The organism is Cupriavidus sp. P-10 (genome assembly GCF_003402535.2).
GTDB lineage: Bacteria > Pseudomonadota > Gammaproteobacteria > Burkholderiales > Burkholderiaceae > Cupriavidus.
In genome coordinates this window covers 34,902-61,157 of the sequence record NZ_AP025172.1, presented here as the reverse complement: position 1 = coordinate 61,157, position 26,256 = coordinate 34,902, and the positions used below count along the sequence as shown (strand labels likewise).

Here is a 26,256-nt window from a genome sequence, read left to right as displayed (position 1 = left end):
GATGGCTCCGGGGCTCAGTGGAGGTCAGGCGGCTTCGTCGGCAATCGGGTTGCGCAGGGTGGCGAAGCCGGTCAGGCTGACCTCGCACACATCGCCGGCCCGCATGACCAGCCTGGGATCGCGCGCCCAGCCCACGCCACTCGGCGTGCCGGTCACGATCACGTCGCCGGCTTCCAGCGTAAGTGCCTCGCTGAGGGTGGAAATCAGCGTGGCGACGTCGAAGATCAACGTGTCGGTACTGGCCGACTGCACCACCTCGCCGTTCAGGCGCGTTTCGAGCGTCAGGCCCCTGGCGCCCGGCGGTACTTCGCTGGCGGTCACCAGTTCCGGGCCGAAGGCACCGGTGCGGTCGAAGTTCTTGCCCATCGTCCATTGCGGAGCGAGGAACTGGTATTCGCGCACGGAGCCGTCGTTGAACAGCGCGTAGCCGGCCACGTGGCGCAGTGCATCCTCCTTGCGGATATGGCGGCCTCCGGATTTCAGGATCACGGCGAACTCGCCCTCGAAGTCGAGCGAGTCCGACACGCGCGGCCGCACGATCGGCTGGCCGTGCCCAGTCAGGCTCGTGTCGTAGCGCGGGAACATGGTGGGGTATTTCGGCTGTTCCAGCTTGCTTTCCCGGGTGTGGTCGGCGTAGTTCAGGCCGACGCAGAGCAGCTTGGGCGGATGTTCCAGAACGGGCAGGAAGGTCACGTCGGCATCCGTGACAAGCGTGCCGCCTGCCACGCCACCGGCATAGGCTTCGAGGTCGACGCCATCGGCGAGCAGGGTTTCGAGCGCGGCGTCACCGAGCACGCGGATCATGCCGCCCTCGCGCACGCCGGTCTTCTTCTTGCCGTCAAGGAGGAATCGAAGGTATCTCATGGGGTTCTCGTCTCTCTTCTGAAAGGGTTGGGTGGAATGTCGTCAGCCAATACCGGCGAGCCAAGCCTCGTCGCGATCGAGCAGCGGCCTGACCGTTTCGGGGCGGTCGATGCCGGGCAAATCAAGGCGGGGTTGCTGGCCGGCTTGCGCCAGCAGGTAGGACAGGAAGCGGTACGTCGGGCGGTAGGTGGCCAGCATCGCGGCATCGATCTCCACGCGCTCGCACGGGTTCACTACCGTCATCCCGTCGCGCAGGTAGACAATGCCCATGCGGGCGATGCGCCACGCACCGTCGCGCCGCTCCATCCGCTCGTGCAGCCGGGAATGCGTGGTGACATCGACCTCGACGCCGTCGAGCCGGGTCCGCACGGCCACCGCGCACGGCGTATGCGCCAGCGCCCGGTCGCCGCGCAGCGTGACCAGGGTCGGCCCCATCTGGTGCGCCGAGTGGCGGCCCGCCTCGAACAGCCGTTGCGACGCGGCCACGAATTCCGGGCCGCTGCCAAAAAACCACGACAGGTCGACCACCGAATCCGGGTGATATGTGTCGAGCATCCGTGTCCATTGCGCCTGGTCGCGCGCGGCCCGTTCGGTCTGCACGACCTCGGCAATCTCGCACTTGTCGAGCATGGCTTGCAGTCTGTCTTGCATGGAGGGCTCCTTGTCCCTCAAGCCGCCTCGCGCGGAGCCGCCACGGCCTTGGCCCGCGGTTCGGCCACGCCGAGATAGAAGCGCATGTCGCGCACCCTGAATGCGAGCCAGGCGGTGACGAGCCCTGTCGCGATGACCGGATACATGGCCGCCTCCGGCCCGAACGCACGCACCATCCAGGCCAGCGCCAGCGGTGCCAGCCCGCCGAACAGCGCGGCGCCGATGTTGTAGGGCACGGCATAGCCGCTTTGCCGCACGTTGGTCGGGAACAGCGCCGACACCAGCCCGGGCACTAGGGCGACCACCGATCCGAGCGCCACGCCGGGCAGCGCGAACAGCAGCGGCAGCGAGCCCTGCCCGGCCAGCACGGCGGGCAGCCACTGGAAGAAGCCGACAGACGCGACCAGCATTGCGACCGCCCCGATGGCGAGCGAGCGGGCCCAGCCGAGCGCGTCGCTGAGGCGGCCCCAAAGCGGCATCGACAGGCACAGCGCAAACGAGCCCCACATGTTCGCCTGCAGCGCCGCCTGCCGCGGCACGCCGTACTGCGTGGCGAGCAGCGTCGGCATGTACTGGAAGAAGACCACCGTGCCGATGGCCATGGTGAAGCCCAGGCCGAGGCCGAACAGGCAGGCGTCGGCGTGCTGCGTCAGCACGATCCGGATCGGCGTGGCCTCGGCGAGTTGGCGCGATTGCTGGATGCCCGCGTACAACGGTGACTCTTCCAGTTGCCGGCGCAGGTAGGAAGCCGTCAGCCCGAACAGGCCGCCGACAATGAAGGGCAAGCGCCAGGCGAGGGACGGCATGCCGGTGGCGCTGGCGATATACGCCGACAGCGCCGCCGCGCCGGTCCCCAGCAGCAGGCCCGCCAGCACGATGCCATGCATGGTTCCGCTCGCCGTACCGAGACGCGACGGCGATGCGTGCTCCGACACGAACACCGCCGCGCCCGGAAACTCGCCACCCACCGCGCAGCCCTGCAAGGCGCGCAACACCAGCAGGGCCAGGGGTGCAAGGATGCCCGCCTGTTCGTAGGTTGGCAGTACGCCGATCAGGAATGTCGGCACCGCCATCAGTACCATCAGGAAGATGAACATCCGCTTGCGGCCCAGCATGTCGGCGAAGTGCGCCAGCACGATGCCGGCAATGGGCCGCACGAGGTAGCCGATGGCGAAGATGCCGAGCGTCTGCATCTGGCTGACCCACGGCGACACGCCGGGCGGAAAGAACGCCTCGCTGATCGCCGCGGCGACGAACAGGAAAATCACGAAGTCATAGTATTCGAGCATCGCACCGAGCGCGGCCAGGCCGAGCGTGCGTGCTTCCTTGCGGTTAAGCATGGGTGTCTCCTAGTTTCCGCCACCGCTCGTTTGCGGTGGCTGCGGTGGCTGCCGGATGCACCCGGCGGGGGCGCCGGGCATTGGCTCAGGCGCGGCAGGCCGGGTTGTCCGCATGGCGGCCGGCGAGCCGTCCGTACCGGCCGCTGTAGAACAGCAGCGGATTGACGTCGTCGCCCGCCACGCTCTCCTCCAGCGCCACCACCTCGGCCACGTACAGCCTGTGGTCGCCGGCCGGATGGATATCGACCACGCGGACGATCAGGTGGGCCAGGCTCTCCGGCAGGTACGGCGTACCGGAAGCGTGCGTCGCCATTGCGCCGAGTCCTTCTGTCGCCTTGCCGCCGAAATGCGCGCTCACGTTCTCCTGGTGCTCGCCCAGGAAGTTGATGCCGAAAGTGTCGCCGGCGCGGACCGACGCACAGAAGCGCGAGGCGTTGCGCGCCGATACCAGCACAAGCTGCGGCTCCAGCGAGACGGACATGAAGGCGTTCGCGGTCATGCCGGCGGGGGCGCCGTCACGCAGCCACGTCACCACGGTCACGCCCGTGGCGAACCTGCCCATCACGCGCCGGAAGCGCGCCGCGTCATTCGCGACTTGTCTTGTTGTCATGATCTGTCCTTCCCGGCCTCAGACCAGCGGTGTGTTCGGCGCCTGGCCGCACAGCATGCGGCCGTACAGTTCGAGGTTGGTGGCCGTGCAGACGATGCCGTGCAGGTTGGCCACGCGGGCGTCACGCCACACACGGTTGAACGGATTGCGGGCGCCGGCCAGCGAGCCGCCCGAAGCGCTGGCGAGCAGGTCCACGGCGTCCCACATCATCTTGCTGGCATAGCCCGTGTCGCGGCGGATGCGCGCACGGGTCATGGCGTCCGGCATCTGGCCCGCGGCGGCGGCGGCCTCGATCTCGTCGACGCAGCGCTCCACCATCAGGCGGGCCGCGTCGACCATCGCCGACGCTTCGCCAGCCTGCAGGTGCGTGACGGCGGCTTCCGACTGCTTCGCGTACCACGTGTACTGGATGCCTCGGCCCGGCAACTTCTCCAGGAACATCTCCTGCGCCGCACGGGCGATGCCGAGCGCCGGGAAGGTGAGGATGATGGCGGCCACCGGCATGAAGGCCATGCGGTACAGCGCATCCTCGTCGCCGAAGTGCGAGATGTACTCGCCCGCGAGAATCGACGACAGCGGCGTGACGCGCGCGTCGGGCACGAACAGGTTCTTCACCGCGACGGAGGTGCTGCCGCTGCCGCGCAACGCGATGGTGTCCCAGTCGTTGAGGAACTCGATGTCGGCGGTGGGGATCAGTGCCATGCCCTGGTCCACCACGTTGCCGCCTTCGTCCACGAGCGGAATGCCGAGCAGGTCCCATTGCGCATGGTAGACACCACTGTTGAAGCCCCACATCCCCTCTTCGACGAAGTAGCCGCCTGGCACCCGCTTCACCACGGCCTTGCGCGGCGACAGCACGCCGGCGGTGCGCACCTTGCCGCCCGAGGCGAAGACCTCGTCGCGCGCCGGCTTCGACAGGCAGGCGGCAGCCATCCAGTTGCAGACGTTGATCAGCGCGCATGCCCATGCGGCCGAGCCATCGCCGCGGCCAATCTCGCTGACCACTTCCATGTAGGTGCGCAGCGATGCCTGCAGCCCGCCGGCGGCTTTCGGCACCATCATGTCGAGGATGCCGGCGTCGTCGAGCTCGGCGACGGTCGATTCTGGCAGGCGGGCGATCGCGTCAACTTCGCCGGCGCGGGCGCGCAGCGCGGGCACCATGGCCGCGGCACGGCGCAGCAGGTCGGCGCGGATCGATGCGTCAGCGGAGGCGTTGGTGGATCGGATATCGGTTACGGCAGCCAGCGTCATCAGGGTCTCCTTGGTCTGGTTGGTGATAAGAATGACGTTTTCGTTATTGTAGAAACGGCACCAGATCAGGCAAGATAGGGTTTTCGGCCGCTTCGGCATGAACATTCGTCACTGCAACGATCCGAGGACAGTCAACGTGCCCCCACTCACCTTCGTCCCGACCGAACGCGAAGACCATCGCACCGTCACCGCCCGCAAGAAGCGCGAGGTCATGCGCGCCCGCATCCTGCGCGCGATCATGGATCTGTACTCGGACCGGTCGAAGATTTCCACGTCAATCGAAGACGTGGCCAAGGCAGCCGAGATCTCCCGCGGCACCTTCTACAAGCATTTCGCGTCGCTCGACGAGGCACTGATCGCGGTGGGCCGTGAAGTGACCGACCAGATGACGCAGGACATGCTGCCGATCTACGACGCCGTGACGGACCCTGTGAACCGCGTCAGCACCGGCTTGCGCCTGTTCCTCACGCGCGCGCTGACCGACCACCGCTGGGCAGCCTTCGTGCTGCGTGCAGAACTGGTGGCGCAGGAGTCCGACATGCTGACGTACCTCATGAAAGACCTGCGGGACGGCGCGCTCGACGGCGTGATGGAATTCGACAACCTCCAGGCCGCCGTTGATTCCGTGATGGGCGCGACGGTCGAAGGCATCCGCACGATCCTCCTCAGGCGGACCAAGGACCCCGGGCAGTACATCGACAGTGCGATCCGCATCACACTGCGCGGCCTCGCGGTAGAGAAGCGCCGCGCGCTGAAGGCCACCGAAACCTCGCGCGAACTCGTGGCCGCGCTGCCGCAGAGCGTGCGCCAGACCTGGCGCGCCGGTTCCTGAAGCCGGCCCTCTCTATCGCGCGCGGCGATATTCGTCCATATCGCAATTGCCCGGCCTGGGCTTCGGCTGCGCAAGCCCGGTTGCGCATGACAGAAGCCCGCTACGCGCGAGCCAGTCAGGGAATGTCCCCGGCTCGGCGTGCACAGGTGTCATCGTGACGTTTCGTCGACGCGGCGCATCGGCGCCGCGGTGACACCGCCAGCCGCCCCCCAGGGCCCGCGCGATGGTGCGCCAGGCCCTTCGCACCCCTGCGCCGAAACCGATGACGGATCGTCACGGTGACGAGTGTGCACGCTCAACGCTGCGCATTCCCTAGCTTGTTCCCCGTCTCCCGCCTCATAAGAATGCACACACCGTTGACTCTTGCCGCGCTCCGTCCGCGCGTGGCGGGCATCAAGCAGGCAGACAACCAGAAACGAGGAGACAACATGAGAACGACTACCGCGACCACAGTGCTGGCCACCCTGTCGCTGGCCTGTGCCGGCAACGCCTTCGCACAATCCAGCGTCACGCTCTACGGCGTTGCCGACATGGGCATCGAGTATGTGAACCACCTTGGCAATGTCCCGACTCCGGCCAACGGCTTCAACCCCGGTCCCGCGCATGACGTCGTGCGCGTGACATCAGGGCATCGTGCCGGTTCCCGCTGGGGGCTGCGCGGCAAGGAGGATCTCGGCGGAGGATGGAGTTCCGTGTTCGTGCTGGAGAACGGCTTCAACCTGGACACCGGCACGACGCAGCAGGGACGCCTGTTCGGCCGGCAGGCGTTCGTCGGCCTGACCAGCGCCAGCGTCGGGCAGTTTTCGTTTGGCCGGCAGTACACGTCGATGTTCGAAGCGCTGGCGAATTTTTCGCCCACCCGCTACGGTGGCTACGAACCGGCCGCGCTGCAGTCCGGTGCGGCATTTCGCGAAGACAACATGGTCAAGTACACGGGGCACTTCGGCGCCGTCACCACACTCGCCCACTACTCGTTCGGCACCGGCATGGCGTTGCCGCAGGTTGTCGGCACCGGCTTCGCGGTAGGTGGCAATGGCGAGGTGCCGGGCAGTGCGCGACGCGACAGCGCATACGGTGCGGCCGTCGCCTACAACGGCGGCGCGCTGGGTCTCGTGGCGGCGTATGACCAGGTGAATCCCACCATCGGCACGAGCAGCGGCACGTTCAGGAAAGCCGCGGTGGGAGGCAGTTTCTCGACGGACTCCGTCAGCGTGATGGGCGGCTACCGCTGGGGACAGAGCAAGGGGCCGGCGGGCGGCGACATCCAGCGCGACGACTACTACTGGATCGGCGTGATCTATCAGTTCCGGCCCGCGTTCTCGGTCACGCTCGAATACACGTATGACAACCTTCGCAGCGTCTTTGCCAACACCAACCTGCCAAACCCGTGGCAGCTGACGCTGCTGGCCAGCTACACGCTTTCGAAGCGGACCGAACTCTACCTGTCGACCGCCTACTCGAAGAACGCCGGGCTGATGATGGACTCTGGCCTGACGACCTACGCCAACACGCTCGCGCTGGGCAACAGCCTGGTGCTGGGCAATGGTAAGGACTCGATGTTCGGCGCCGTGGTGGGGATTCGCCATGTCTTCTGATCGTCGCGCGAAGATGCAAGGCCGGCCAGCACCCGGCGTGGGCTGCCCGGGAAGCTGGCGACACCGGCACAGCTGCGTGCGATGGGCTGCGGCGCGGCAACCCAGGGACCAGGATGCGGGAAGTCAGCCTGTGGCAAAAATGCCAAGCATGATCTTGGTCTCCCCGGTGCCGGGGCGCCGTTACTCAGCAAACAGGCTGACCACCGGCTCCGTCTCGACGTGCCAGATCTTCTGCGCCAGCCGGCGGGCACCATCGGCGCCTAACACCGGCGATGCCAGTTCGGTCAGCTTGCCGTCTAGGTCGGCGTCGGACAGCGGGTCCTCCGGATCGCCCTTGCGATTCGGCTGCAGGTAGTCTGCCGTGGCACCGTCCAGGGTTTCGATCTCAACCCTTGCCGCGCGCTTGCCAGGAAACCAGCCATCGATTTCGGGGTCGACCTCGACAGTCATGCAGGCCATCAGCCGGCGTGTCTCGCTATCCCACAGCCGTTCCGGCGCGTAGGCTGACAAGCGTACGCTGCCGTGCACCAGGGCGGCGGCCACGATGAACTTGAGGCTGAACTTGGCTTCGTTCTCGCTCCTGGGATCGAGATAGCAGGCGATATCCAGCGCCGGACGATAAGTGGCGACGCGGATGCGACGGATTTGGGCGGCTTCGATGCCCAGCTTCGCTTTCAGCGCCAGCGCGCCGTCGATTGCCGCAAAGGTATGGCCGCAGCCAATGTGGTTCTTGTAGGTCAGCCGGCAAATATGGAAGTCTTTCCCAAGCGTCAATGCCAGCCCGTTCCAGTCAGGGCCGTCCGACATCGCGCGGCCCATGCCGGTCTCACCGTCGAGCACATCGAGCGAGCCGGTGATGCCGGCGATAGCAGCGCGGGCGGCGAGCAATCCGCCCTCCGCAGCGCGGCCCGCGTGCAGCGGCTTGGACATCGAGTCCATGCGGAACGCCTGCTGCAGTCCGGCGGCGAAAGTCGCCGCGGTCGCCAGCGCGTGGGCAAGGTGATCCTCGTTCGCGCCATAGATGAACGCCGCGGCGGCCGCCGCTCCAAAGGTGCCGACGGTGGCGGTGCTGTGCCAGAAGCGATAGTGGGCCCGGCCCAGCACGACGCCGATGCGCGTCGACACCTCATAGCCGACGACGATGCCCTTGAGCAGCGTCTCGCCGCTGGCGCCCACGTCCTGTGCGGCAGCGATGGCGGCGGCGATGGTGGCGGCACCGGGGTGGTACATTGCATCACGGAAGCTGTCGTCGATCTCGGCAGCGTGGGCGGCAGCGCCATTGAGCAGCGCCGCCGTGCGCGCCGTGGCCCGCTGCCCCATTGGCAGCGTGGCGTTGCCGCGCCCAAGCTCTTCTTCCAGCACGCCCTGCAGGCGCCGGACCGCATCGGTGCCGATGCCCGGGAACAGCGCCGCATGCCAGTCGACCAACGCGCGCTTCGCATGATGCAGCACCTCGGCGGGCAGCGGCCCTGCCTTGATGGTGCTGAAGAACGGCCCAAAGGCCTCGGTTGCGTTCAAGATAGGTCTCCTCAGCCGGCCTGCGCCGGCGTGTCGGGGGGAGTGCTGCAGGTTCGCCAGATGACCTCGCACCCATCGACCGAAGTCATCAACGAACCGTCGCGTTCGTTGCACATGCCAGGGTCTCGTCAGAGCCTGTCGTTGCCGGCCAGCACCGCCACGCCATCGGCGGCCACCACGCCCTGCCCTTCGGGCAGGACGAACACGGGATTCATCTCCGCCTCGACCAGCCGCTCTCCAAGCGTGGCAACCATGCGCGAGAAGGCGACGATCGCTTCGGCCAGCGCCTCAACATCCGCCTTCGGCCGGCCCCGGTAGCCCTGCAGCAGCGGGGCCGTTTTCAGGCGCCCGATCATTTCCAGCGCAGCCTCCCGGGTCAATCCGCACTCGCCAGGCAGCAGCCGCAGCGTGGTATCGCCGAACAGTTCCGCGGTCACGCCGCCCATGCCGAGCAGGATCCCGGTGCCGAGCGCGTCGCGGTGCATGCCGAGGATCACTTCGACGCCCCCCTTGACCATTTCCTGCACCAGGAAGCGTTGTGGCGCGATACCCGTGGCCGACTGCACGTCGCTTGCCATTCTTGCCAGCCGGCTTGCCACCTCCGCAGGCGGGACATTGACTGCCACGCCACCGACATCGCTCTTGTGGGTGATCTCGGCCGACAGGATCTTCAGCACGACATTGCCACTGAAGGCCTGCGCGGCCGCCACCGCCTCGTCGCCATCTGCAACCACAGCCTCCTTGGCAACCGGTATGCCGAAACCGGCGAACAGGGTCTTGGCCGCGGCTTCGTCGATCGAGCCGGTGCCATAGGCGGCGAGATCCGGCAACGGCAGCGTGGGGGTGCCCGTTTCGTCGACCGCGCTGAGATTGCCCGCACGCAGCATCGCGTCGATCGCCACCGTGCATGCCTCCGGCGCGGAAAACGCCGGCACGCCCCGACGATTGAGCAGCGATGCGACTTCCAGCGCATGCGGGCTTACATACGCAATCACCGGCTTGTCGCTGTCGGGGAGGCAGTCGCGAATGGCATTGGCCATCAGGTCCGGCATAGCCAGGCTGGACGAGCCCACGATCACTGCGACCGCGTCATAGCTCGGGCTTTCGAGCAGGATGCGGATCGCGGCGCGGAGCAGGTCAGGCTGCAGCCCGGCCAGTGTCACGTCGATCGGATTGCGGTCGAGCGCCGCGTGGTCGCCCTTCTGCAGCGCGCGCAGTTTCGCCGCGGTCGCCTCGTCCGGCGCCGGCGTCTCGAAGCCGGCCACGCCCAGGCTGTCCGAGACCAGCGTGCCTGCGCCGCCGGTCGAGGTCAGGATCGCCACGCGATTGCCGGTCAGTTTGCGCCCGGTAGCCAGGGCGGCGGGCATGTCGAGCAGGTCCGAGAACGTCTGCGCGCGAATCACGCCGACCTGTTCGAACAGCGCGTCATACATGCGATCCGCACCGGCCAGCGCACCCGTGTGCGACACCGCGGCGCGCGCGCCGCTCTCGGAGCGCCCGATCTTGAACGCCACCACCGGCTTGCCAGCGCGCGCCGCCTTCAGCGCCGCACGGCGGAACGTTTCCGGGTTGCGCACGCTCTCGACATACAGCGCGATCACGCGAGTGGCCTCGTCATCGGCCAGGTAATCGATAAAGTCGGCCAGGTCCAGGTCGACTTCATTGCTGGTAGAAACCAGCTTGGACAGGCCGATGCCGCGCGCCGCGGCGCGCGACAGCAAGGCGCCGAGGATGCCGCCGCTTTGCGACACCACGCCGATGCTGCCGGCCGGGAACTGGTCCATTTCCAGCGCGCCGCTCGCCGACAGCGGTATGTTGTCAGTCAGGTTGACCAGGCCGATGGTATTGGGCCCCAGCAGGCGCATGCTGCCGGCGGCCTCGATCAGTTCGGCCTGACGCCGCGCGCCCTCGGCGCCGGTCTCCGTATAGCCGCTTGCCAGCACGATTGCCGCTCCCGCGCCGCGCGCCGCCAGGTCGCGCACCGCCAGGTGCGCACGCTCGGCGCCCAGGAGCACGATGCCGACATCCGGCACTTCGGGCAGCGAGGCAATGTCAGGATAGCAACGCAGCCCGTCGATCGACTCGACCTTGGGATTGACCGGATAGATCGCCCCGCTGAATCCATGCTTGCGCAGGTAGGAAACCGGACGGCCGGCGGTCTTGGAGGGATCAGCGGAAGCGCCGATCACGGCAACGCTGCGCGGCGAGACGAGTCGTTGGATAGCATTCATGGTGTCAGGCCTTGGCTGCGGTCTTGTTCAGAAAAGCCAGCACGGACTCGCGATGCTCGGTGCTGGTGTAGCAGATGCCCTGCGCCTGGCTGCCCTGGGCAAAGACCTGGTCGGCGGGCAGTTCGAAGGACTGGTTCATGATGCTCTTGCCCAGCGCGATCGCGGTGGCCGAGCCCTGGCTCAGTTCCGACGCCCAGGTCAGCGCATCGGCGATCAGCGCTTCGGGCTTGCTCAGACGGTCGGCGATTCCGAGGGCCTTGGCCTCCTGTGCCCCGACCTTGCGGCCCGTGAAGACCAGTTCCTTTGCCGCCGACAGCCCCACGCGGCGCGGCAGGAAATACATGCCGCCACCGTCCGGGATCAGGCCCCGGTTGATATAGGACCACGAAAACGACGCCGATTCGGAGGCCAGCACGAAATCGCAGCACAGCGCGGTATCGGCACCCAGCCCGGCTGCGGCACCGTTGACCGCGGCGATGGTGGGCTTGGGCATGGTGTGGAGCAGCTTGACGGTGTGATGGACCCGCTGCTGACGGCTCCAGCCGTTGAACCCCACCTCACCCTGCGGCGCTTCCATGCGGCGCTGCATGCCGGCCACGTCGCCGCCGGCGCAGAAGCCCTTGCCGTTGCCGGTGAGCACCAGAGCGCGGATCGCCTTGTCCGCCGCCACACGCTCCAGCGCGTCGATGAATTCCGAGCGCATGTCGTCGCTCATGGCATTGCGCTTGTCGGGGCGGTTAAAGGCGAGCAGCGCGATGCCAGTTTCAATCTTCAGTTCAATCAGGGAATAGTTGTCCATGGTCCTGTCCGGTTCCTTGTTTGCGATCAGTGCGAGCGGTTCTCCACGAGTGCCGCGCTCAGTCGGCCGTGATGTTGGCGTCCTTGATGACCTTGCTCCAGCGTTCGCTCTCGGCCTTGACGTAGCGGCCAAACTCGTCTGGCGTGCCGCCACTGATGGCAAGCCCTTCCTGCTCGGCGCGCTTGCGGAACGCGTCGGTGTGCACGGCCTTCTTCGCCGCGGCGTTCAGCCGCGTGATCACCGCCGATGGCGTGCCGGCCGGCACGAACAGGCCATACCAGCTATCCGCCACGTAATTGGGCACACCGCTTTCCGCGATCGTCGGCACCTTGCTCAACGCGGGCGCCTGCGAGCGCTGCGCGGTCGTGACCGCCACCGCCCGAAGCTTGCCGCTCTCCAGGTGCGGTGCGACTGCGGCTGCGGTGGCGAACATCACATCGACCTGCCCGCCGAGCAGGTCCGTGATCGCCGGCCCGGCACCGCGATAAGGAACGTGGTTCATGTCGACCCTGGCCATACTCTTGAACAGCTCGCCGGCCAGGTGTGCCGAAGTGCCTGCGCCTTGCGAGGCGTAGTTGAGCTTGCCTGGCTTGGCCTTGGCGGCCGCGATCAGGTCCTGCACGGTCTTGATGGGGCTGTCCGGCTTCACCACCAGCACGTTGGGGGAGCGGCCCACCAGCATGACCGGCGCGAACGCCTTCTCCGTATCGAACGGCAGCTTCTTGTGCAGGCTCGGGTTGACCGCGTGGGCCATCGTGGCCATCACCAGCGTGTAGCCGTCGGGCGCGCTCTTGGCCACCGCATCGGTGCCGATGATGGTGCTGCCACCCGGCTTGTTGTCGACGATGACGGGCTGGCCCAGGTCCGCGCCCATGGTGATGCCCATCGCACGTGCGACCAGGTCAGTGCCGCCGCCGGGGGCGAACGGCACCACCATGCGGATCGGCTTGTCTGGGAAGGCCGCGAACGCGGGCAAAGGCGCTGCCGCGGCCATGAGGAACGGGATGGCTGCCTTGGCAAGCCGGCGGAAGAAGCCGGTACAGAACGGACGCATGCTTTGTCTCCTGGAATAAGTCGGAACGCCGCGATCATCAGACTGCATGCACCGGGCGCGTTTCTTTGTTAGAAACAGCTTAAGTCCAGGCGGGCGATTCCACATCCTCCCAATTCCACTGCGTGGAATTTAGTGCCGGCACACCGTCAGCAAAAAAAAAGCCCTGCAGAGCGCACAAACCCTGCAGGGCCAACCCTATTCCCCCAACCAGTCCCAGATCGCCAGCCCGGGGAATTCGGGACTGCAAACCGACGTCGCACCCGCCCCCCGAACCGGACCGGGATCCGGCAACAACATTACTCAGGCTTGACGTTCCGCTCCGCAATCAACTTGGACCACTTGGCCCCGTCCGCACGAATCCGACCGGCAAATTCCGCAGCAGTCGACGGTGCCGGCGTCAGGCCCATCTTTGCCAGACTGGCCTTGACGTCCTTGCTCTCCAACGTCTTGCGGATGGCCTCATTCAACGTCTGCACAACCTTTTGCGGCGTGCCGGCGGGCACCATCATGCCGTACCAGTTCTCCGCATGGACGCCCTTGATGCCGCTTTCATCCAGCGTCGGCACGTCCGGCAGGTATGGCAGGCGTTTGGCCGTGGTCACGGCGACAGGCTTCAGTTTCTTGCCCTCGATGAAGGGCACCAGGCCGGAGGCATCGCCGAAGAACGCATCCACCTGCCCGCCGATCGTATCGGTGATGGCTGGCGCCGCGCCCTTGTACGCCACATGGAGAAACTCCGCCGAGGTCGAGGCCTTGAACAACTCGATCGCCATGTGCGGCATGCTGCCGATGCCGGATGACGCCAGCGAAACCGGGCGGCCTGCCCGGCTCTGCGCCACCAGGTCCTTCGCCGAGCCGATCTTCGACTGCAGCGGCACCACAAGAACCTGCGGCGTGGTGACCACCAGCGAAACCGGCATCAGGTCTCGCTTCGGGTGGTACGACAGGTTCTTGTACAAGGACGGGTTGATGACAATGGCCCCGGCACTGCTCAGGAAGAACACCGAGCCATCCGCCGGTCCCTTGGTGACCGCGCTGACGGCGATGGCGCCGTTGGCCCCGGGCCGGTTGTCGATGATGACCGTGCGCTTGAGTTCCGTCTCCAGTTGCCTGGAAATCGCGCGCGCCAGCGCGTCCGCCGGCCCGCCCGCGGGGAATGCCACCACCATCCGCACCACGTCGCCGGCCATGGCCGCCTGGCCCAATGACATCGCCAGCACCGCGGCCAGCGAACCCTTCAGGAAAGTCCTTCTCATGTTGCAATGCCTCGCTTCTGTGGGTGCTTGCGGTCAGCCGCCGGCCGCGCCTTGCGTATTGACATAAAGCGTATAGATCGACGTACAGGACGCCATGAACAGCCGGTTGCGATGGCGTCCGCCGAAGCACAGGTTGGCGCAGCGCTCTGGCAGGCTGATATGCCCGATAGGTTCGCCATCCGGGGCAAAGATGCGCACGCCGTCGAGTTCGGGCGTGCCCATGCCCCAGCCGCACCACAGGTTTCCGTCAATATCGACGCGAAAGCCATCAGGGGTGCCGGGCCCGGCGTCAATCAGTACCCGGCTGTCGCCCAGCGCCTGGCCGCCTTCGCTGACCTGGAAAGCGCGGATGCGGCGCGGCCGGGTGCGCGACTCGATCACATACAGCACTTCCTCGTCAGGCGAGAATGCCAGGCCATTGGGCCCGCTGACATCATCGGCGACGATGTCAAGGCGGCCGCTGACCGGATCGATGCGGTAAATGCGCTCCGGCAGTTCCGAAGTCGCCTTCTCGCCCTGGTAGTAGCCGGCGATACCGAACGGCGGATCGGTGAACCAGATCGAGCCGTCCGACTTCACCACCACGTCATTGGGGGAATTCAGCGGCTTGCCGTCATAACGGTCCGCGAGCACGGTGATGCTGCCGTCATACTCGGTGCGCGTGACGCGCCGGCCGACATGTTCGCAGGTCACCAGCCGCCCCTGCCGGTCGCGGGTGTTGCCGTTGGCATGGTTTGACGGGCTACGGAACACGCTGGTGTTGCCGGTCTCCTCATCCCAGCGCAGGATCCGGTCGTTCGGGACATCGCTCCACAGCAGGTAGCGGCCATCACCGAACCAGACCGGGCCTTCGCTCCAGCGGCAGCCGACGGCAATGCGGTCGATCGCGGCAAGGGGCAGGTGGTACTTCTCGAAGCGCGGGCTCAGTGCCTGGACGCGCGCATCCGGGTAGCGCACCGGCTCGGCCGGTGCAAGAAGAGAGTGCATGGTCATCGTTGAGCCTGGAGGCTCCGGAAAGAGGGTTATCCGTAGAGACGGGACGGGTTCTCCGACAACACGGCGCGCAGCAGTGAGTCATTGCCGGCCGCAGCTTGCAGCCACCCCAGCAACGCACGGTCGTCCGGCACGGGATAGGACAGGTTTGGATGCGGCCAGTCTGTGCCCCAGATCGCACGGGTGGGCGCCACCGCCAACAGGTGCTCCAGTACGATGCGTGCCTGCGGTGCGTCGAGGTCACCCGCGGTGATGCGGTCGACGCCTGAGACCTTGATCCACACCGATTCATTGCGCAGCAACGCACAGACGTTGTCGAGCTGGCGCGCCAGCGCGGCCTCGGAGACCGCAACGCGCGCCATATGGTCGATGACGAGCTGGGTGCCGAGATGGCCCACGGCTTCGACCGCCCGGACCACATCCCCCGGCGTGCCATGGACCAGGGCATGCCAGCCATACGGGCGGATGCGCTCGACCGTCGCGCGCACGCGACCCGAATCGAAGGCATTGCCGAGATGACTCATCAGGCCGATGCGTACGCCCTTGACGCCCCGTTCCGCCATCTGCGCCAACAGCGTCTCGTCCATGTCCGGCGCAATCACGGCGATGCCGCGATACGCGCCATCGCCCGCATCGAGCGCAGCCAGCAGCGCGCCATGGTCACTGCCATAGCAGGCCGCCTGCACGATCACGCCGTGCGCAATGCCAAGCGACCGGTGCATTGCGCGCAGGACATCGAACGGTGCCGCCTGCGGCGCATACACTGCACCGTCGGGCAGCGGGTGCCGGTCATAGGGTCCGTAGATATGCGTGTGGCAGTCCCACACTGCTGCCGAGGCGGGCATATTGGCTTCGTCGCTGGCTGCCATCAGTTCGCCGTCGCGCCGGTGTCTTTCACCACCTTGGTCCAGCGGGCGTACTCGCCGTGGATCAGGTCACGGTACTGGGCAGGTGTGCCGCCGGTAGGCTCCGCGCCTTGCGCATGCAGCGCCTTGATCACCTCAGGCGCCTTGAGCGTGGCGTTCAACTCGCGGTTGAGCCGTTCGACCACCGGCGTGGGCGTGCCCTTTGGCGCCACAATGCCTTGCCAGGTGCCGGAATCAAACCCCGGCAGCACAGACTCAGCCAGCGTCGGCACGTCCGGCAGCACCGAAACCCGCTTGACAGTAGTGGCCGCAACCGCGCGCAGCTTGCCTTCCTTGATAAACGGCAGCACCGCGTTCAGGCTCCCCGACATCATGAAGTCGATGCGTCCGGCGAGCAGGTCCGGCAGTGCCGCTGCATTGCCTTTGTAGGGGACGTGGTTGAACCTGGTCTTGGTCTTGTCGGCAAACACCACGCTGGTCAAGTGATCGATGGTGCCGTTGCCGGACGAGCCGAAGTTGAGCTGCCCCGGTTTGGCCTTCAGCAGCTTGATGAAGTCGGCCGGTGCCTTCACCGGCGAGTCGGCGTTGACGATCAGCACCAGCGGCACGGTAGCAGCGTAGCCGACGGGCGCGAAGATCTGGTCCGGATTGAGTTTGGTGTTGTTGAAGAGCGCCGGCGAAATCGCAATCGACGAGCTGTTGTACAGAAGGGTGTAGCCATCCGCCGGCGATTTCGCCACAAACTCCGCGGCAATATTGCCGCCGGCACCGGGACGGTTGTCGACGATGATCTGCTGGCCCAGCCGCGTGCTCATATCGCGTGCGATCACACGGGCGAGGATGTCGGTCGGTCCGCCCGCCGAGAACGCCACCACCAGGCGAATCGGCTTGTCCGGGAACGTCGCGGCGTGCGCGCCGGATGCCAGCGTGCCGAGCATGACGCCGGCGATAAGGCCCAACGCCTGGCGGCGCCCGATGCCAAGGGAAGATTTCATTTGCAACTCCAAAGCTCTGCCTGCTAATTCCGCGCTTGATGCTGCTCAGTCGCAGCGTACGCTCATGCCACCGTCGACCACGATCTCCGTGCCGGTGACGAAGCGCGCTTCGTCGGATGCCAGGAACAGCGCCGCATTGGCGGTATCGCGGCCATCTCCCATGAACCCGAGCGGAATACGTGCCTGGCGCTGGGCCAGCAGTGCGTCGACATCACCGCCCGCGCGTTGCCCGGCAAGGCGCGCCTCCACCATCGGCGTATGCATCTGGCCGGGGATCACCGTGTTGACGCGAATGTTCTTCCTGGCGTACTCGACCGCGACGACGCGCGAGAGCTGGATGATCGCCGCCTTGGCCGAGGCGTAGCCGACCTGGGCCGAACCGGTCCAGCGGATGCCTGAGGTCGACGCGGTATTGACGATGGCGCCACCGCCCTGTTGCTCCATGTGCGGCAGCACGTGCTTGCAGGTCAGGAAGACACTCTTCAGATTGAAGTTGAGCTGGCGGTCCCAGTCTTCTTCGCTAAGCTGCACCGGGCCACCCTTGGCCGAGCCGCCGACGTTGTTGACCAGCACATCCACGCGCCCGAAGCGCGCCACGCAGGCATCGACCATGGCCTTGACCGCCGCGGTGTCGGTCACGTCGCACAGATGCGAGTCAAACTCTGCGCCCGCGGCGTCCAGCCGCTCCAGCGTTTCACGCATCGCATCAGCACTTTTGTCGACGGCAAAAATCTTGGCGCCCTCCTGTGCGAAGCGCACCGCAACGGCGCGGCCATTGCCCCAACCGGGGCCGACGCAACCCGCGCCGGTAACGATGACAACCTTTCCTTCGAGACGGCCAGACATACGGAATCCTTTTGTGTTTCGGGGTAACGGTTTGAACGGAAATCAGGCGCGCACCAGCTCCGGCGCGCTTCCTTCCGGGGGCACGACACCAAAGACGTTGATGGTCATCGAGATCAGCGTGTAGTAGCCCGCCAGGCCAACCAGGTCCACCACCTGGTCCTTGCCCAGCACCGCCATCGCGCGCTGGTACAGTTCGTCCGACACATTGCGCGTGGCATGCAGCTCGGTCAGGAACTCATGGATCACGCGCTCATCCTCCTTGACGAAGGCCGGCTTACGCCCGGTGCGGATCGCCTCGACCACGTCTTCGGCCACACCTGCCTTCAGCGCAATGGGCTTGTGGGCCCACCATTCGAATTCCGACATCCAGGTGCGGGCCATCAGCAGGATGGCCAGCTCCGACAGCCGCGGCGACAGCGATGAGTCATAGCGGCAGTACTGGCCCAGCGCCTGCGCACGGTTGGCCAGGCCTGGGCGGTGCAGCCACATCGCAAGCGGCCCGCGAACCTGCCCGCGCGGCCCGGCGGCAATCGCTGCGTAAACTTCCATCTGCTCGGGCGTCAGTTCTTCGGGTTTCAGTGGCTTGAGGCGTTCCATTCGCTTGCGCTCCGTGTCGACGGTTGGAAACGGAACGCAGGCCGGGGCGCTGATGGGGCGCCGGCCGCACAGGATCGGCCTGGCTGTCTCCGCTTCGTTGTTGGTTTGATGGAAGCTATTCTGGTCGCCGACGACGATAGCGTCCAATACAGTTTTAGGAAGAGACTAATTCCGTTCTAGAATAAGTCGACTTCGTCCTCAGCCTTCCGCAGTCCACGCGCCATGCTCGAACTCCGTACCCTCCGCCTCTTCCTCGTGCTCGCCGAGGAGCTTCACTTCGGCCGCGCCGCCCAGCGCCTGCTGATCTCGCAGCCGCCGCTGACCAAGCACATCCAGCAGCTCGAAGAAGACCTCGGCGTGCTGCTCTTCGATCGCAACCGCCGCACGGTGCGGCTGACGCCTGCCGGCTCGGCGCTGGTGCGCGAAGCGCGCCGCATGCTCAACCAGCTCGACGCCACCGTGGAGGCGGTGCGCAAGGCCGAGCACGGCGAGACCGGCCATCTGCGGATCGGCTTTGTCGCGGCAGTGCTGTACATGAACATCGAGCGCATCGTGCAAAAGTTCGAGCACGACATCGGCGAGATCGATATCACCTGGGAGGAGACCAGCACCGCCGAGCAGGTCGATGCGCTGCAGCGCGACCGCATCGACCTGGGGTTCGCGCAGATCGGCACGCCCCCGGGCGAGCTTCGCGCCCATGTCATCCACAAGGAGCGGCTGGTGGTGGCTTTGCCGGCATCGCACCCGTTCGCCAAACGCAAGCGCATCGACCTGGTGCGGCTGGCCGAGATGCCCTTTGTCACGATCCCGCGCGACAGCGCGCCGGCGTACTTCGACCTGGTGACCTCCACCTGCGTTCAGGCCGGCTTCAGCCCGCATATCCGGCATTACGCCAAGCACCTGCTGTCAGTGGTCAGCCTGGTGGGGTTGGGCCGCGGCATCGCGCTGGTACCGGCCACGCTCGCCAAGGCTTCGCTGCCCGGCGTGGCCTTGCTCGACCTTACCGGCGAGCCCGCCATCGCCGAATACTCCGCGATATGGAATCCCGACAACAGCTCGCCGGTGCTGCAGCGCGCGCTGCGTTCCCTCGGCGTGCCGCAGGCGTAGCCCGGCTTCAGGCGACGGATTCGGCGGCGGCCAGGATGTGCCGCACCGGCGTCGTCGCCAGCTTGCCAAATGCGTCGATCAGCATTTCCGCCTGCGCGGGCGCAAGGACGTCCGCCGTCAAGGCGCGGAACTTGTCCCGGATGGCTGCCATGCGCGCCGGATTCTCCGCGGAGCCCGACGGGTTGGCCTGGTACGCACGCAGCGGCTCGCCGTTCTTTGACATCAGTTCCACCCAGCCACAGAAGCTGGCCGGATATAGCGTGTCGAGTTCGCTGTCGCGTACGATCTCGATCGCGTTGGCCAGCGCGACGATCTGCGGGTCCGCCAAGCGGGCCTGCCCGAACTGCGCCGGCAGTACCTCGCCATCCAGCAGCGCAACCGCCAGCGCGTAGCGGGCGCTCATCTGCGCGTTCAGCACACTGCCCGGCGCGTAGCGGTAACCGCATTGCACATCGACAACAGTCGGCATGCCGACGCGAATCGGTCCCTGCCCCGCCCAGTTGGCACGCAGCCGCAGCGCACAATCGACATGCGCATGGGCACTGCCGCAGCAAGCATAGGGCTTGAAGTTGGTCCGGGGCATGTGCCAGTCGCTGCCCAGCCCTTCCAGCAGCCTTTCCGGTTTGGGCGACTCCGAGAACGCCTTGAGCCAGCCGCCGTCGCCGGTCTCGAACAACTGCATCGGGCCGCTCAGGCCACGCGCCGCCAGTTCGGCAGCCATCACGCCGGCCTGCGCGCCGCGCCCCGGATGGAAGCGCTTGGAATCCGTGCCGTCGCAAGCGAATGCAAACAGCCCGCCTGACTGGGTGCCGGCAAGGCCCAGCGCCCATGCGGTGCGCCCGGCGTCGAGCCCCAGCATCACCGCCGATGCCGCTGCAGCGCCCAGCGGCGCGCACACGGCGGTCATATGCCATCCCTTCATCCTGGCCAGCGCCGGTTGCAACGCCAGCGAGCAGCGGATCATGGTTTCGTAGCCGACGGCAATAGCGGTCTCGACCCGCTCGGGCGGCACCTCTAGCGTCTCCGCCAACGCGAAGACCGCCGGCAATACGACCGCGCCCAAGTGGACCTTTGCATTGTGGAAGTCGTCCAGCTCGTAGGCGTGTGCAGCGGCGCCATTGACCAGCGCGGCATCGGCGGCCCGGTACGACCGGCCCGACCGGCCCCATGCGCGTGCGCCGCCACCGCGAGGAGCGAGGTAGCCATCTTCCGCCCAGCCACGGATGGCGTGCGACCAGGGCTCGTCATGCCCGGTCAGGCCGGCGCCGAAGGTATCCAGGGAGAGTCCGCCGACCGCCTGCCGCACACCGTCCGGCAGGTCGGCATTGCGGATGCCGGCGATCCATCCGGCGAGCTCCCGGGTGATGGCGATCGATTGCGTTTGCTGATGCATGCTTGCTTGTCCCCTTCCCTGTCCTTCGCTCAATCGATACGGATGCTGGCTGCCTTGACGATGCCCGCGACCTTGTCGATCTCATCCTTGATCACCACCTTGAACTGCTCAGGCGTGGACTGCACGGTTTCAAAGGCCAGCTCCTCGAAGCGCGTCTTCAGGCTGGCTTCTCGCACGGCCTTGTTGACCTCCTGCGACAGCTTGCGGGTGATGTCCGCAGGCAGGTTGGCTGGACCCCAGAGCCCATACCACGACAACAGCTCAAACCCCGGCAGGCCGCTCTCGGCAACGGTCGGCACGCCGGGAAGCTGAGGGATACGCTTGCTGCTGGTGACCGCCAGCACCTTCAGCCGCCCCGCCTTGACGAACGGATACGCGCCTGGCATCGGCGACACCGCCGCCGACACGTGCCCGCCCATCACGTCGTTCAACTGCGGCACGGCGCCCTTGTAGGACACGATATCCATCTCCAGCTTGAACGCGTGGCGGATCATCTCCTCGGCCAGGTGGCTGGTGGTGCCTAACCCGGAGGTGGCCCAGGTGTAGGTCCGCGGCTTGGCTTTCGCCAGCTTGACCAGGTCGCGCAGCGAGCTGGTGGGGAGGCTGGTGTTGGCGACGACGATCAGCGGCACGTGCCCCACCTGTGCAATCGGGGTGAAATCCCTGATGGCGTCGTAAGGGGCGTTCTTCGCGACCAGCGGCAGGTAGACCTGGCTGGAGGCATTGAAGAGCAGCGTATAGCCGTCAGCCGATGCCTTCGCCACTGCTTCGGACCCGATCATGCCCGACGCGCCCGGTCGGTTCTCGATGACGATTGCTTGCCCAAGCTGACGCTGCAGCTGTGCAGCCACCAGGCGCCCGACTGTATCGATCGAGCCGCCCGGCGTGTAAGGGATGATCATCTTGATCGGGCGATTGGGATACGCCTCACTCGCGAACGCCACCGGCTGCGATCCGACCATCATGGACATCATCGCCATCGCGCCGATCACACCCAGCGCCGCACGCCGCCCTGTTCTGCCTGTCCTGTTCATGGATGTCTCCTTGGTTTTTGCGCGGTTTCCAAGGCTTCCGGACCCTTCTGTCCGCATGGTGCCGCGCTATGCAGGCCACTGTAGGGACGGGCCGGCAGACCGTCCAATACTGTTTCGCTCCATGAGTTATAGGGCTGGCATATGACGCGGCACCGCGCTGCCTTGCCTTGGTTGCGGCTATCCTAGTGCCCTGTCCCGCAAGGAAATCAGCATCATGGAACTCCGGCAACTGCTCTATTTCGTGACCGTCGCGGATGAGCTGAACTTCAGCAAGGCCGCAGTGCGGCTGCACATGTCGCAGCCACCGCTCTCCCAGCAAATCAAGGCACTTGAAGACGAGATGGGCGTGGAACTGTTGGTGCGCAATCGCCGGGAAGTCCGCCTGACCGACGCGGGCCGTGCCTTCCGCGCAGACTGCCGCGCCGTGCTCGAACAGGTGCGCGTGGCCGTGACTACCGCGCGGCGCACGGCGGCCGGCGACATCGGCACGCTGCAGATCGGCATGGTGACGTCAGGCATCTTCCATGTGTTGCCCACCATCCTGACGCGCATGACAGAACGTTTCCCCGGGCTGCATATCGCCGTGACCGACATGGGCTCGGCCGACCAGGCACATGCCGTGATGCAGGGCAAGCTCGATATCGGCATCGTGCATTCGATTCCGACGCGCAGCGGCCTCGGCAAGGCGCCGGTCTTCACCGAGTATTTCACTATCGTCGTGCCCGAGGGCCACGAACTCGCCGCCAGGCCTGCGCTGGCGCTCCGCGACCTGGAGGGCGTGCCGCTGGTGGCATTCTCGCGGGAGCATGCGCCGGCGCTGTTCGACGGCATGATCGCCTCATGCCTGCATGCCGGCTTCAGTCCCGTCATTGCGCATACGGCGCGCAATCCACTGACCACCTTCCAGATGGTCAAGCTCGGCCTGGGCGTGGCGCTGGTGCCGCGTTCCTACGCCCGCGCCGGGATGCCAGGCGTGGTGTTCCGCGAGATCGGCCAGACCGCTGGCAGCATCCAGCTCTATGCAATCTGGCGTGAGCAGGCGCCCAGCGATCTGGTCATGCGGGTCGTAGGCGAAGTGATGAGCGAACCGATCGGGGACTAAGACGCCTCCCGCGACCGTCTGTCAAGCCCCCGCGTTTTGCGCCGGAGTCAGCGCAGCCACATAGTCGATGATCGCGGCCACAATGTCCTCCAGCCGCTCCGGCAGCAACGCATGCGCAGCATCGCGGATGGTGAGGTTGGTCACGCGCTCGCCGAGATAGTCACGCAGTACGTTGGCATAGCGCTGCGGTGCAATCACATCGTACTCAGCCTGCACATTCAGGATCGGCACGTTGCCGCCGGCGAAGAAGTCATCAACCGGTGTGCGCTTCTGTGCCAGCGTCTGCATCGTCATCAGCTCCGTGTTCCAGCCTTGCAGCCACGATGCAGGATCATTGCACGGCGCGAAGAATACGGCGCGCAGGCTTTCCAGGCGCACCGCGTCCGGGAGGCTGGTATCGCCGCAACGCTCGATCTGGGCGCGTACCTCCGGCGGAATCGGCACGGCATCGACGTCCTTCGGCACCTTGCCCGCCGAGCCGGCCAGCAGGATCAGCGAGCGCACCAGGTCAGGCCGGTCGCTGGCCACGGTGCGGGCGATCCAGTTGCCATGGGCATGCCCGACGATAACGACTGGCGCCTGGCCGGCATGCTCGATCACAGCCGCGATATCGCCTGCCCAGTCGTGCAACGTCTTGTCGGCAAGGGGGCCGACGCTGCGGCCGTTGCCGCGCGGCTCCGGGCAGAGCACGCGATAGCCGGAGCCCGCAAGCGGCTCGGCCAGTTCCAGCATGTCGGTTGCGCCACGGCCGAGCGACGGCAGCAAGACGATGGCCGGGCCGGCACCCAGCTCGTAGACCTCGATGGAGATCGCCGCCGAGCGCGGTACTTCGTAGCGCCGGACTGCGCTTTGCTTGTCGCCGGCGCGCGATGTTGCCTGCGCTTGCTGCTCCGTGTTGCCTGGCATGGCCTGGTCTCCTCAGTGTACGGTCAGGACAACGGCGTCCTGCACCTTGTCCGGCCCACTGTACCGAGGCCACCATGCAAATTCCAATATGGAATCTGACTGACAGTTATAGGGCTGGCGTGGAACACGGCCAGCCTTTCAGCCGGCTTAAACAGGCTAGCTTTAGTCAGGCGTGATCCCGAGCTTCGTCACGATCTCCGACCAGGTCTTCACTTCGCGGCCGGGCTGCGCGGCCGCACTCTTCACGTACCCTAGGATGAAGCCTGCCTCCACAGTAATGGCTTAGTGCATCAGCAAGCCACGACAGAGTACCGAAACGCCGCTGGCGCAGAGAAAGATCAGCAGCACGCGACGCACCCGATCGGCGGAAATCCTTTTTCGCAGGCGCGATCCGATCGCAAGGCCGAGAAGGCTGAATGGCATCGCAAACGCCGCGCTACGCAACAGGTCTCCTTGTTGCAAGAGCCCGCTGCCTGCAAACGCGGCCAGACGCGCCAACGCACTGACAAGGATGACAGCCGCGATGGTGGAGCGGAACGTGTCGATCTGCGGCAACCGTCGTGACAGGTACATCGTGTAGATTGGCCCTCCTGTTCCGAACAGCGCACTGAATACGCCGCCGACAACGCCGGCCGGCACTGACCAAGCCTTCGCAGTTTCCTCCGCCCGGGCGGTGGAGGCGATAAGCGTGCGCCCGGTCATGAGGAGTACGAACAGCCCAAGACTGACGAGCAGCCAACGCGAATCGACCCTGGCCAGTACGGTGGTGCCCAACGCCACGCCTAGCATCATGAACGGTATCAGGCGCAACAATTCGGGGCGGGATATCGAGCTCCAGTTGCGCAGACCTACCATCGTGGTCGTCACGAGATCGAGCAACAGCAGCATCGGCACCACAAACTGCAGTGGGATGAACTGCACCAGGATCGGCACGGCCACCATCGCCGCACCGAACCCTGTGAGTCCGAATACCGTGTAGGCTCCCGCAACGGTTGCCCCGAGTATTGCGTAATGTTCCATTCCCATCTGCGCCTAATGCCTCACGATGCCTGAATTTTCCTGCGACTTTCAAAGTTGCCCTCAGTGCATATACGGACGGGTGCCTTTGACGTCGACTAGTTGGCGGAGATCTTCCGCTTCGACACAAGGGTCTTCCAGCGTCCAGATTCCTGGGCAATTTCTTCGGCGAGCCGGCCCTTTGGCGTCAGGGTCTTGGTCATGCCCTGCGTGGCCAGATAGCGTTGCATGCCGGGCTCCGCTGCTGCCTTTTCGAGGTCGGCATACATCTTCGCTGTCAGTCCTTTCGGCGTGCCGGCCGGTGCCATGAGCGCAAACCAGCCATAGAACGAAAAGCCTTGCAGGCCCGCCTCCGCGACAGTGGGAACGTCCGGAAGCAGGGTCGACCGGTCCTTGCCCGTCACCGCCAGCGCGCGCAGGCGGCCGCCTTTAAGTAGCGGGGAAATGGCATTGATGTTGCCCACGGTCATGTCGACCGTACCTGCCATCAGGTCCGAATATGCCGGTCCTTCTCCCTTGTACGGCACGTGTACGACATCGATACCCGCAGCTTCGGCGAACGCTTCACCGGCGATATGCACCTGGCTGCCGTTACCCGCCGACGCAAAGGTCAACTTTCCGGGATTGGCCTTGGCGTAACTGATGAGCTCCGCCATCGTCCTGGCGGGAACCTTCGAGCTAATCGTCACCACCATCGGGCCGCTAGCGATCTTGCTAACCATCTCGAAGCTCTCGGCCGAGTACGGAAGCTTCTGATAGATAAAAGGATTGACGGTGAACATGCTGCCGGAGGCCAGCAACAGCGTATAGCCATCCGGAGCCGACTTGGCAACGACTTCGGCGCCCACGGCACCGCCAGCGCCAGGCCGGTTATCCACCACAACCGGCTGCTTCCATTGCCTGGTGAGTTCAAGGGCCACCGCGCGTGCCAGCAGATCGGTTGCCCCGCCCGAGGCAAAGGGGACGACCAGGCGGATCGGCTTGCTCGGCCACTCTTCGGCATGCGCAGGCACCATATAGAGTGGCGCAATCGCGAACGCAAACATGGCCAAGGCCGTGGACGTGCGGCAGCGAGGCGCATCGACATCCCGGCACAGCCCCTTCACAACGGGATGTAGACGCATGCGGCACAACCACTGTCGCCCTCGTCCAAGCCAAGACCTGACGGCTTTGCTCGTGCTTATTGAGTTCATCATTGTCTCCTTTGTGGCGTCGCATTAATTTGCGACTATCGCGTAATGTGTCGCGCTTCCTTTATCGATCCTGATTAAAAACTCCACCTCGCAAAAACTCGAATATTTAATTTATATTGTCCAGTCAAATTTGTTTTAATTTTTTTTATAAAAAAATACGCCCACCCCTTATTCAAAGAGGAGAATAATGAGCAACTCAGGAACTT

24 protein-coding genes are annotated in these 26,256 nt (G+C 65.7%); 4 read left to right on the top strand and 20 right to left on the bottom strand.

Annotated elements, in window-relative coordinates; translation table 11 throughout:
* Positions 1–24: 24 nt before the first annotated feature.
* From CTP10_RS30345 to CTP10_RS30325, 5 genes are all read right to left on the bottom strand, one after another.
* On the bottom strand, positions 25–864 hold the full coding sequence (locus tag CTP10_RS30345; RefSeq protein ID WP_116318421.1) for a fumarylacetoacetate hydrolase family protein: 840 nt from the start codon (positions 862–864) through the stop codon (positions 25–27).
* Between the two features lie 42 nt (positions 865–906).
* Positions 907–1,515 (bottom strand): nuclear transport factor 2 family protein, encoded by a 609-nt coding sequence (locus tag CTP10_RS30340; protein ID WP_116318420.1) that lies wholly within the window; start codon positions 1,513–1,515, stop codon positions 907–909.
* A 17-nt stretch (positions 1,516–1,532) separates the two neighbouring features.
* A complete protein-coding gene (locus tag CTP10_RS30335; RefSeq protein ID WP_116318419.1) occupies positions 1,533–2,855 on the bottom strand; it encodes an MFS transporter in 1,323 nt (440 codons plus the stop codon).
* An 85-nt stretch (positions 2,856–2,940) separates the two neighbouring features.
* Positions 2,941–3,465 (bottom strand): flavin reductase family protein, encoded by a 525-nt coding sequence (locus CTP10_RS30330; RefSeq protein ID WP_116318418.1) that lies wholly within the window; start codon positions 3,463–3,465, stop codon positions 2,941–2,943.
* A gap of 18 nt (positions 3,466–3,483) precedes the next feature.
* Positions 3,484–4,716 (bottom strand): acyl-CoA dehydrogenase family protein, encoded by a 1,233-nt coding sequence (locus CTP10_RS30325; protein WP_116318610.1) that lies wholly within the window; start codon positions 4,714–4,716, stop codon positions 3,484–3,486.
* Positions 4,717–4,852: 136 nt separating this feature from the next.
* Here CTP10_RS30325 and CTP10_RS30320 point away from each other — a divergent pair, with 136 nt between their 5' ends.
* Positions 4,853–5,548: a TetR/AcrR family transcriptional regulator gene (locus CTP10_RS30320; RefSeq protein WP_116318417.1), complete on the top strand. Its 696-nt coding sequence runs from the start codon at positions 4,853–4,855 to the stop codon at positions 5,546–5,548.
* 428 nt (positions 5,549–5,976) lie between these two features.
* Complete coding sequence (locus CTP10_RS30315; protein ID WP_116318416.1) at positions 5,977–7,143, top strand: porin; 1,167 nt, start codon at positions 5,977–5,979, stop codon at positions 7,141–7,143.
* A 180-nt stretch (positions 7,144–7,323) separates the two neighbouring features.
* Here the strand turns inward: CTP10_RS30315 and CTP10_RS30310 are convergent, their stop codons facing one another.
* From CTP10_RS30310 to CTP10_RS30265, 10 genes are all read right to left on the bottom strand, one after another.
* Complete coding sequence (locus CTP10_RS30310) at positions 7,324–8,661, bottom strand: MmgE/PrpD family protein (protein WP_116318415.1); 1,338 nt, start codon at positions 8,659–8,661, stop codon at positions 7,324–7,326.
* A 128-nt stretch (positions 8,662–8,789) separates the two neighbouring features.
* Complete coding sequence (locus tag CTP10_RS30305) at positions 8,790–10,892, bottom strand: acetate--CoA ligase family protein (protein WP_116318414.1); 2,103 nt, start codon at positions 10,890–10,892, stop codon at positions 8,790–8,792.
* 4 nt (positions 10,893–10,896) lie between these two features.
* Positions 10,897–11,691 (bottom strand): enoyl-CoA hydratase/isomerase family protein, encoded by a 795-nt coding sequence (locus CTP10_RS30300; protein ID WP_116318413.1) that lies wholly within the window; start codon positions 11,689–11,691, stop codon positions 10,897–10,899.
* Positions 11,692–11,749: 58 nt separating this feature from the next.
* Positions 11,750–12,745 carry a tripartite tricarboxylate transporter substrate binding protein gene (locus CTP10_RS30295; protein ID WP_116318412.1) on the bottom strand — a complete coding sequence of 332 codons (996 nt, stop codon included), beginning with the start codon at positions 12,743–12,745 and terminating at the stop codon, positions 11,750–11,752.
* A gap of 296 nt (positions 12,746–13,041) precedes the next feature.
* The gene (locus CTP10_RS30290) at positions 13,042–14,001 is read right to left on the bottom strand and encodes a Bug family tripartite tricarboxylate transporter substrate binding protein (RefSeq protein WP_233528011.1); all 960 of its coding nucleotides are present in this window, start codon (positions 13,999–14,001) and stop codon (positions 13,042–13,044) included.
* A gap of 33 nt (positions 14,002–14,034) precedes the next feature.
* A complete protein-coding gene (locus tag CTP10_RS30285) occupies positions 14,035–14,994 on the bottom strand; it encodes an SMP-30/gluconolactonase/LRE family protein (protein ID WP_116318411.1) in 960 nt (319 codons plus the stop codon).
* Positions 14,995–15,023: 29 nt separating this feature from the next.
* Positions 15,024–15,863 carry an amidohydrolase family protein gene (locus tag CTP10_RS30280; RefSeq protein ID WP_116318410.1) on the bottom strand — a complete coding sequence of 280 codons (840 nt, stop codon included), beginning with the start codon at positions 15,861–15,863 and terminating at the stop codon, positions 15,024–15,026.
* Positions 15,863–16,855: a Bug family tripartite tricarboxylate transporter substrate binding protein gene (locus tag CTP10_RS30275; protein WP_116318409.1), complete on the bottom strand. Its 993-nt coding sequence runs from the start codon at positions 16,853–16,855 to the stop codon at positions 15,863–15,865. Before CTP10_RS30275 ends, CTP10_RS30280 begins: the two co-directional genes overlap by 1 nt.
* 45 nt (positions 16,856–16,900) lie before the next feature.
* Positions 16,901–17,701 carry an SDR family NAD(P)-dependent oxidoreductase gene (locus CTP10_RS30270; protein WP_116318408.1) on the bottom strand — a complete coding sequence of 267 codons (801 nt, stop codon included), beginning with the start codon at positions 17,699–17,701 and terminating at the stop codon, positions 16,901–16,903.
* Positions 17,702–17,743: 42 nt separating this feature from the next.
* On the bottom strand, positions 17,744–18,298 hold the full coding sequence (locus CTP10_RS30265; RefSeq protein WP_116318608.1) for a carboxymuconolactone decarboxylase family protein: 555 nt from the start codon (positions 18,296–18,298) through the stop codon (positions 17,744–17,746).
* A gap of 222 nt (positions 18,299–18,520) precedes the next feature.
* On the opposite strand from CTP10_RS30265, the gene CTP10_RS30260 reads away from it, so the two are divergent.
* On the top strand, positions 18,521–19,405 hold the full coding sequence (locus CTP10_RS30260) for a LysR substrate-binding domain-containing protein (protein WP_116318407.1): 885 nt from the start codon (positions 18,521–18,523) through the stop codon (positions 19,403–19,405).
* Positions 19,406–19,412: 7 nt separating this feature from the next.
* On the opposite strand, the gene CTP10_RS30255 is transcribed toward CTP10_RS30260, so the two are convergent.
* Together CTP10_RS30255 and CTP10_RS30250 are read right to left on the bottom strand one after the other, a co-directional pair.
* Complete coding sequence (locus CTP10_RS30255; protein WP_116318406.1) at positions 19,413–20,798, bottom strand: MmgE/PrpD family protein; 1,386 nt, start codon at positions 20,796–20,798, stop codon at positions 19,413–19,415.
* Positions 20,799–20,827: 29 nt separating this feature from the next.
* Positions 20,828–21,832 (bottom strand): Bug family tripartite tricarboxylate transporter substrate binding protein, encoded by a 1,005-nt coding sequence (locus tag CTP10_RS30250; RefSeq protein ID WP_116318405.1) that lies wholly within the window; start codon positions 21,830–21,832, stop codon positions 20,828–20,830.
* A 214-nt stretch (positions 21,833–22,046) separates the two neighbouring features.
* On the opposite strand from CTP10_RS30250, the gene CTP10_RS30245 reads away from it, so the two are divergent.
* The gene (locus CTP10_RS30245; protein ID WP_116318404.1) at positions 22,047–22,934 is read left to right on the top strand and encodes a LysR family transcriptional regulator; all 888 of its coding nucleotides are present in this window, start codon (positions 22,047–22,049) and stop codon (positions 22,932–22,934) included.
* Between the two features lie 21 nt (positions 22,935–22,955).
* On the opposite strand, the gene CTP10_RS30240 is transcribed toward CTP10_RS30245, so the two are convergent.
* From CTP10_RS30240 to CTP10_RS30230, 3 genes are all read right to left on the bottom strand, one after another.
* Positions 22,956–23,840 (bottom strand): alpha/beta fold hydrolase, encoded by an 885-nt coding sequence (locus CTP10_RS30240; RefSeq protein ID WP_116318403.1) that lies wholly within the window; start codon positions 23,838–23,840, stop codon positions 22,956–22,958.
* Positions 23,841–24,122: 282 nt separating this feature from the next.
* Positions 24,123–24,860: a sulfite exporter TauE/SafE family protein gene (locus CTP10_RS30235; protein WP_334223333.1), complete on the bottom strand. Its 738-nt coding sequence runs from the start codon at positions 24,858–24,860 to the stop codon at positions 24,123–24,125.
* A 95-nt stretch (positions 24,861–24,955) separates the two neighbouring features.
* The gene (locus CTP10_RS30230; protein WP_233528010.1) at positions 24,956–25,903 is read right to left on the bottom strand and encodes a Bug family tripartite tricarboxylate transporter substrate binding protein; all 948 of its coding nucleotides are present in this window, start codon (positions 25,901–25,903) and stop codon (positions 24,956–24,958) included.
* Between the last annotated feature and the right edge of the window lie 353 nt (positions 25,904–26,256).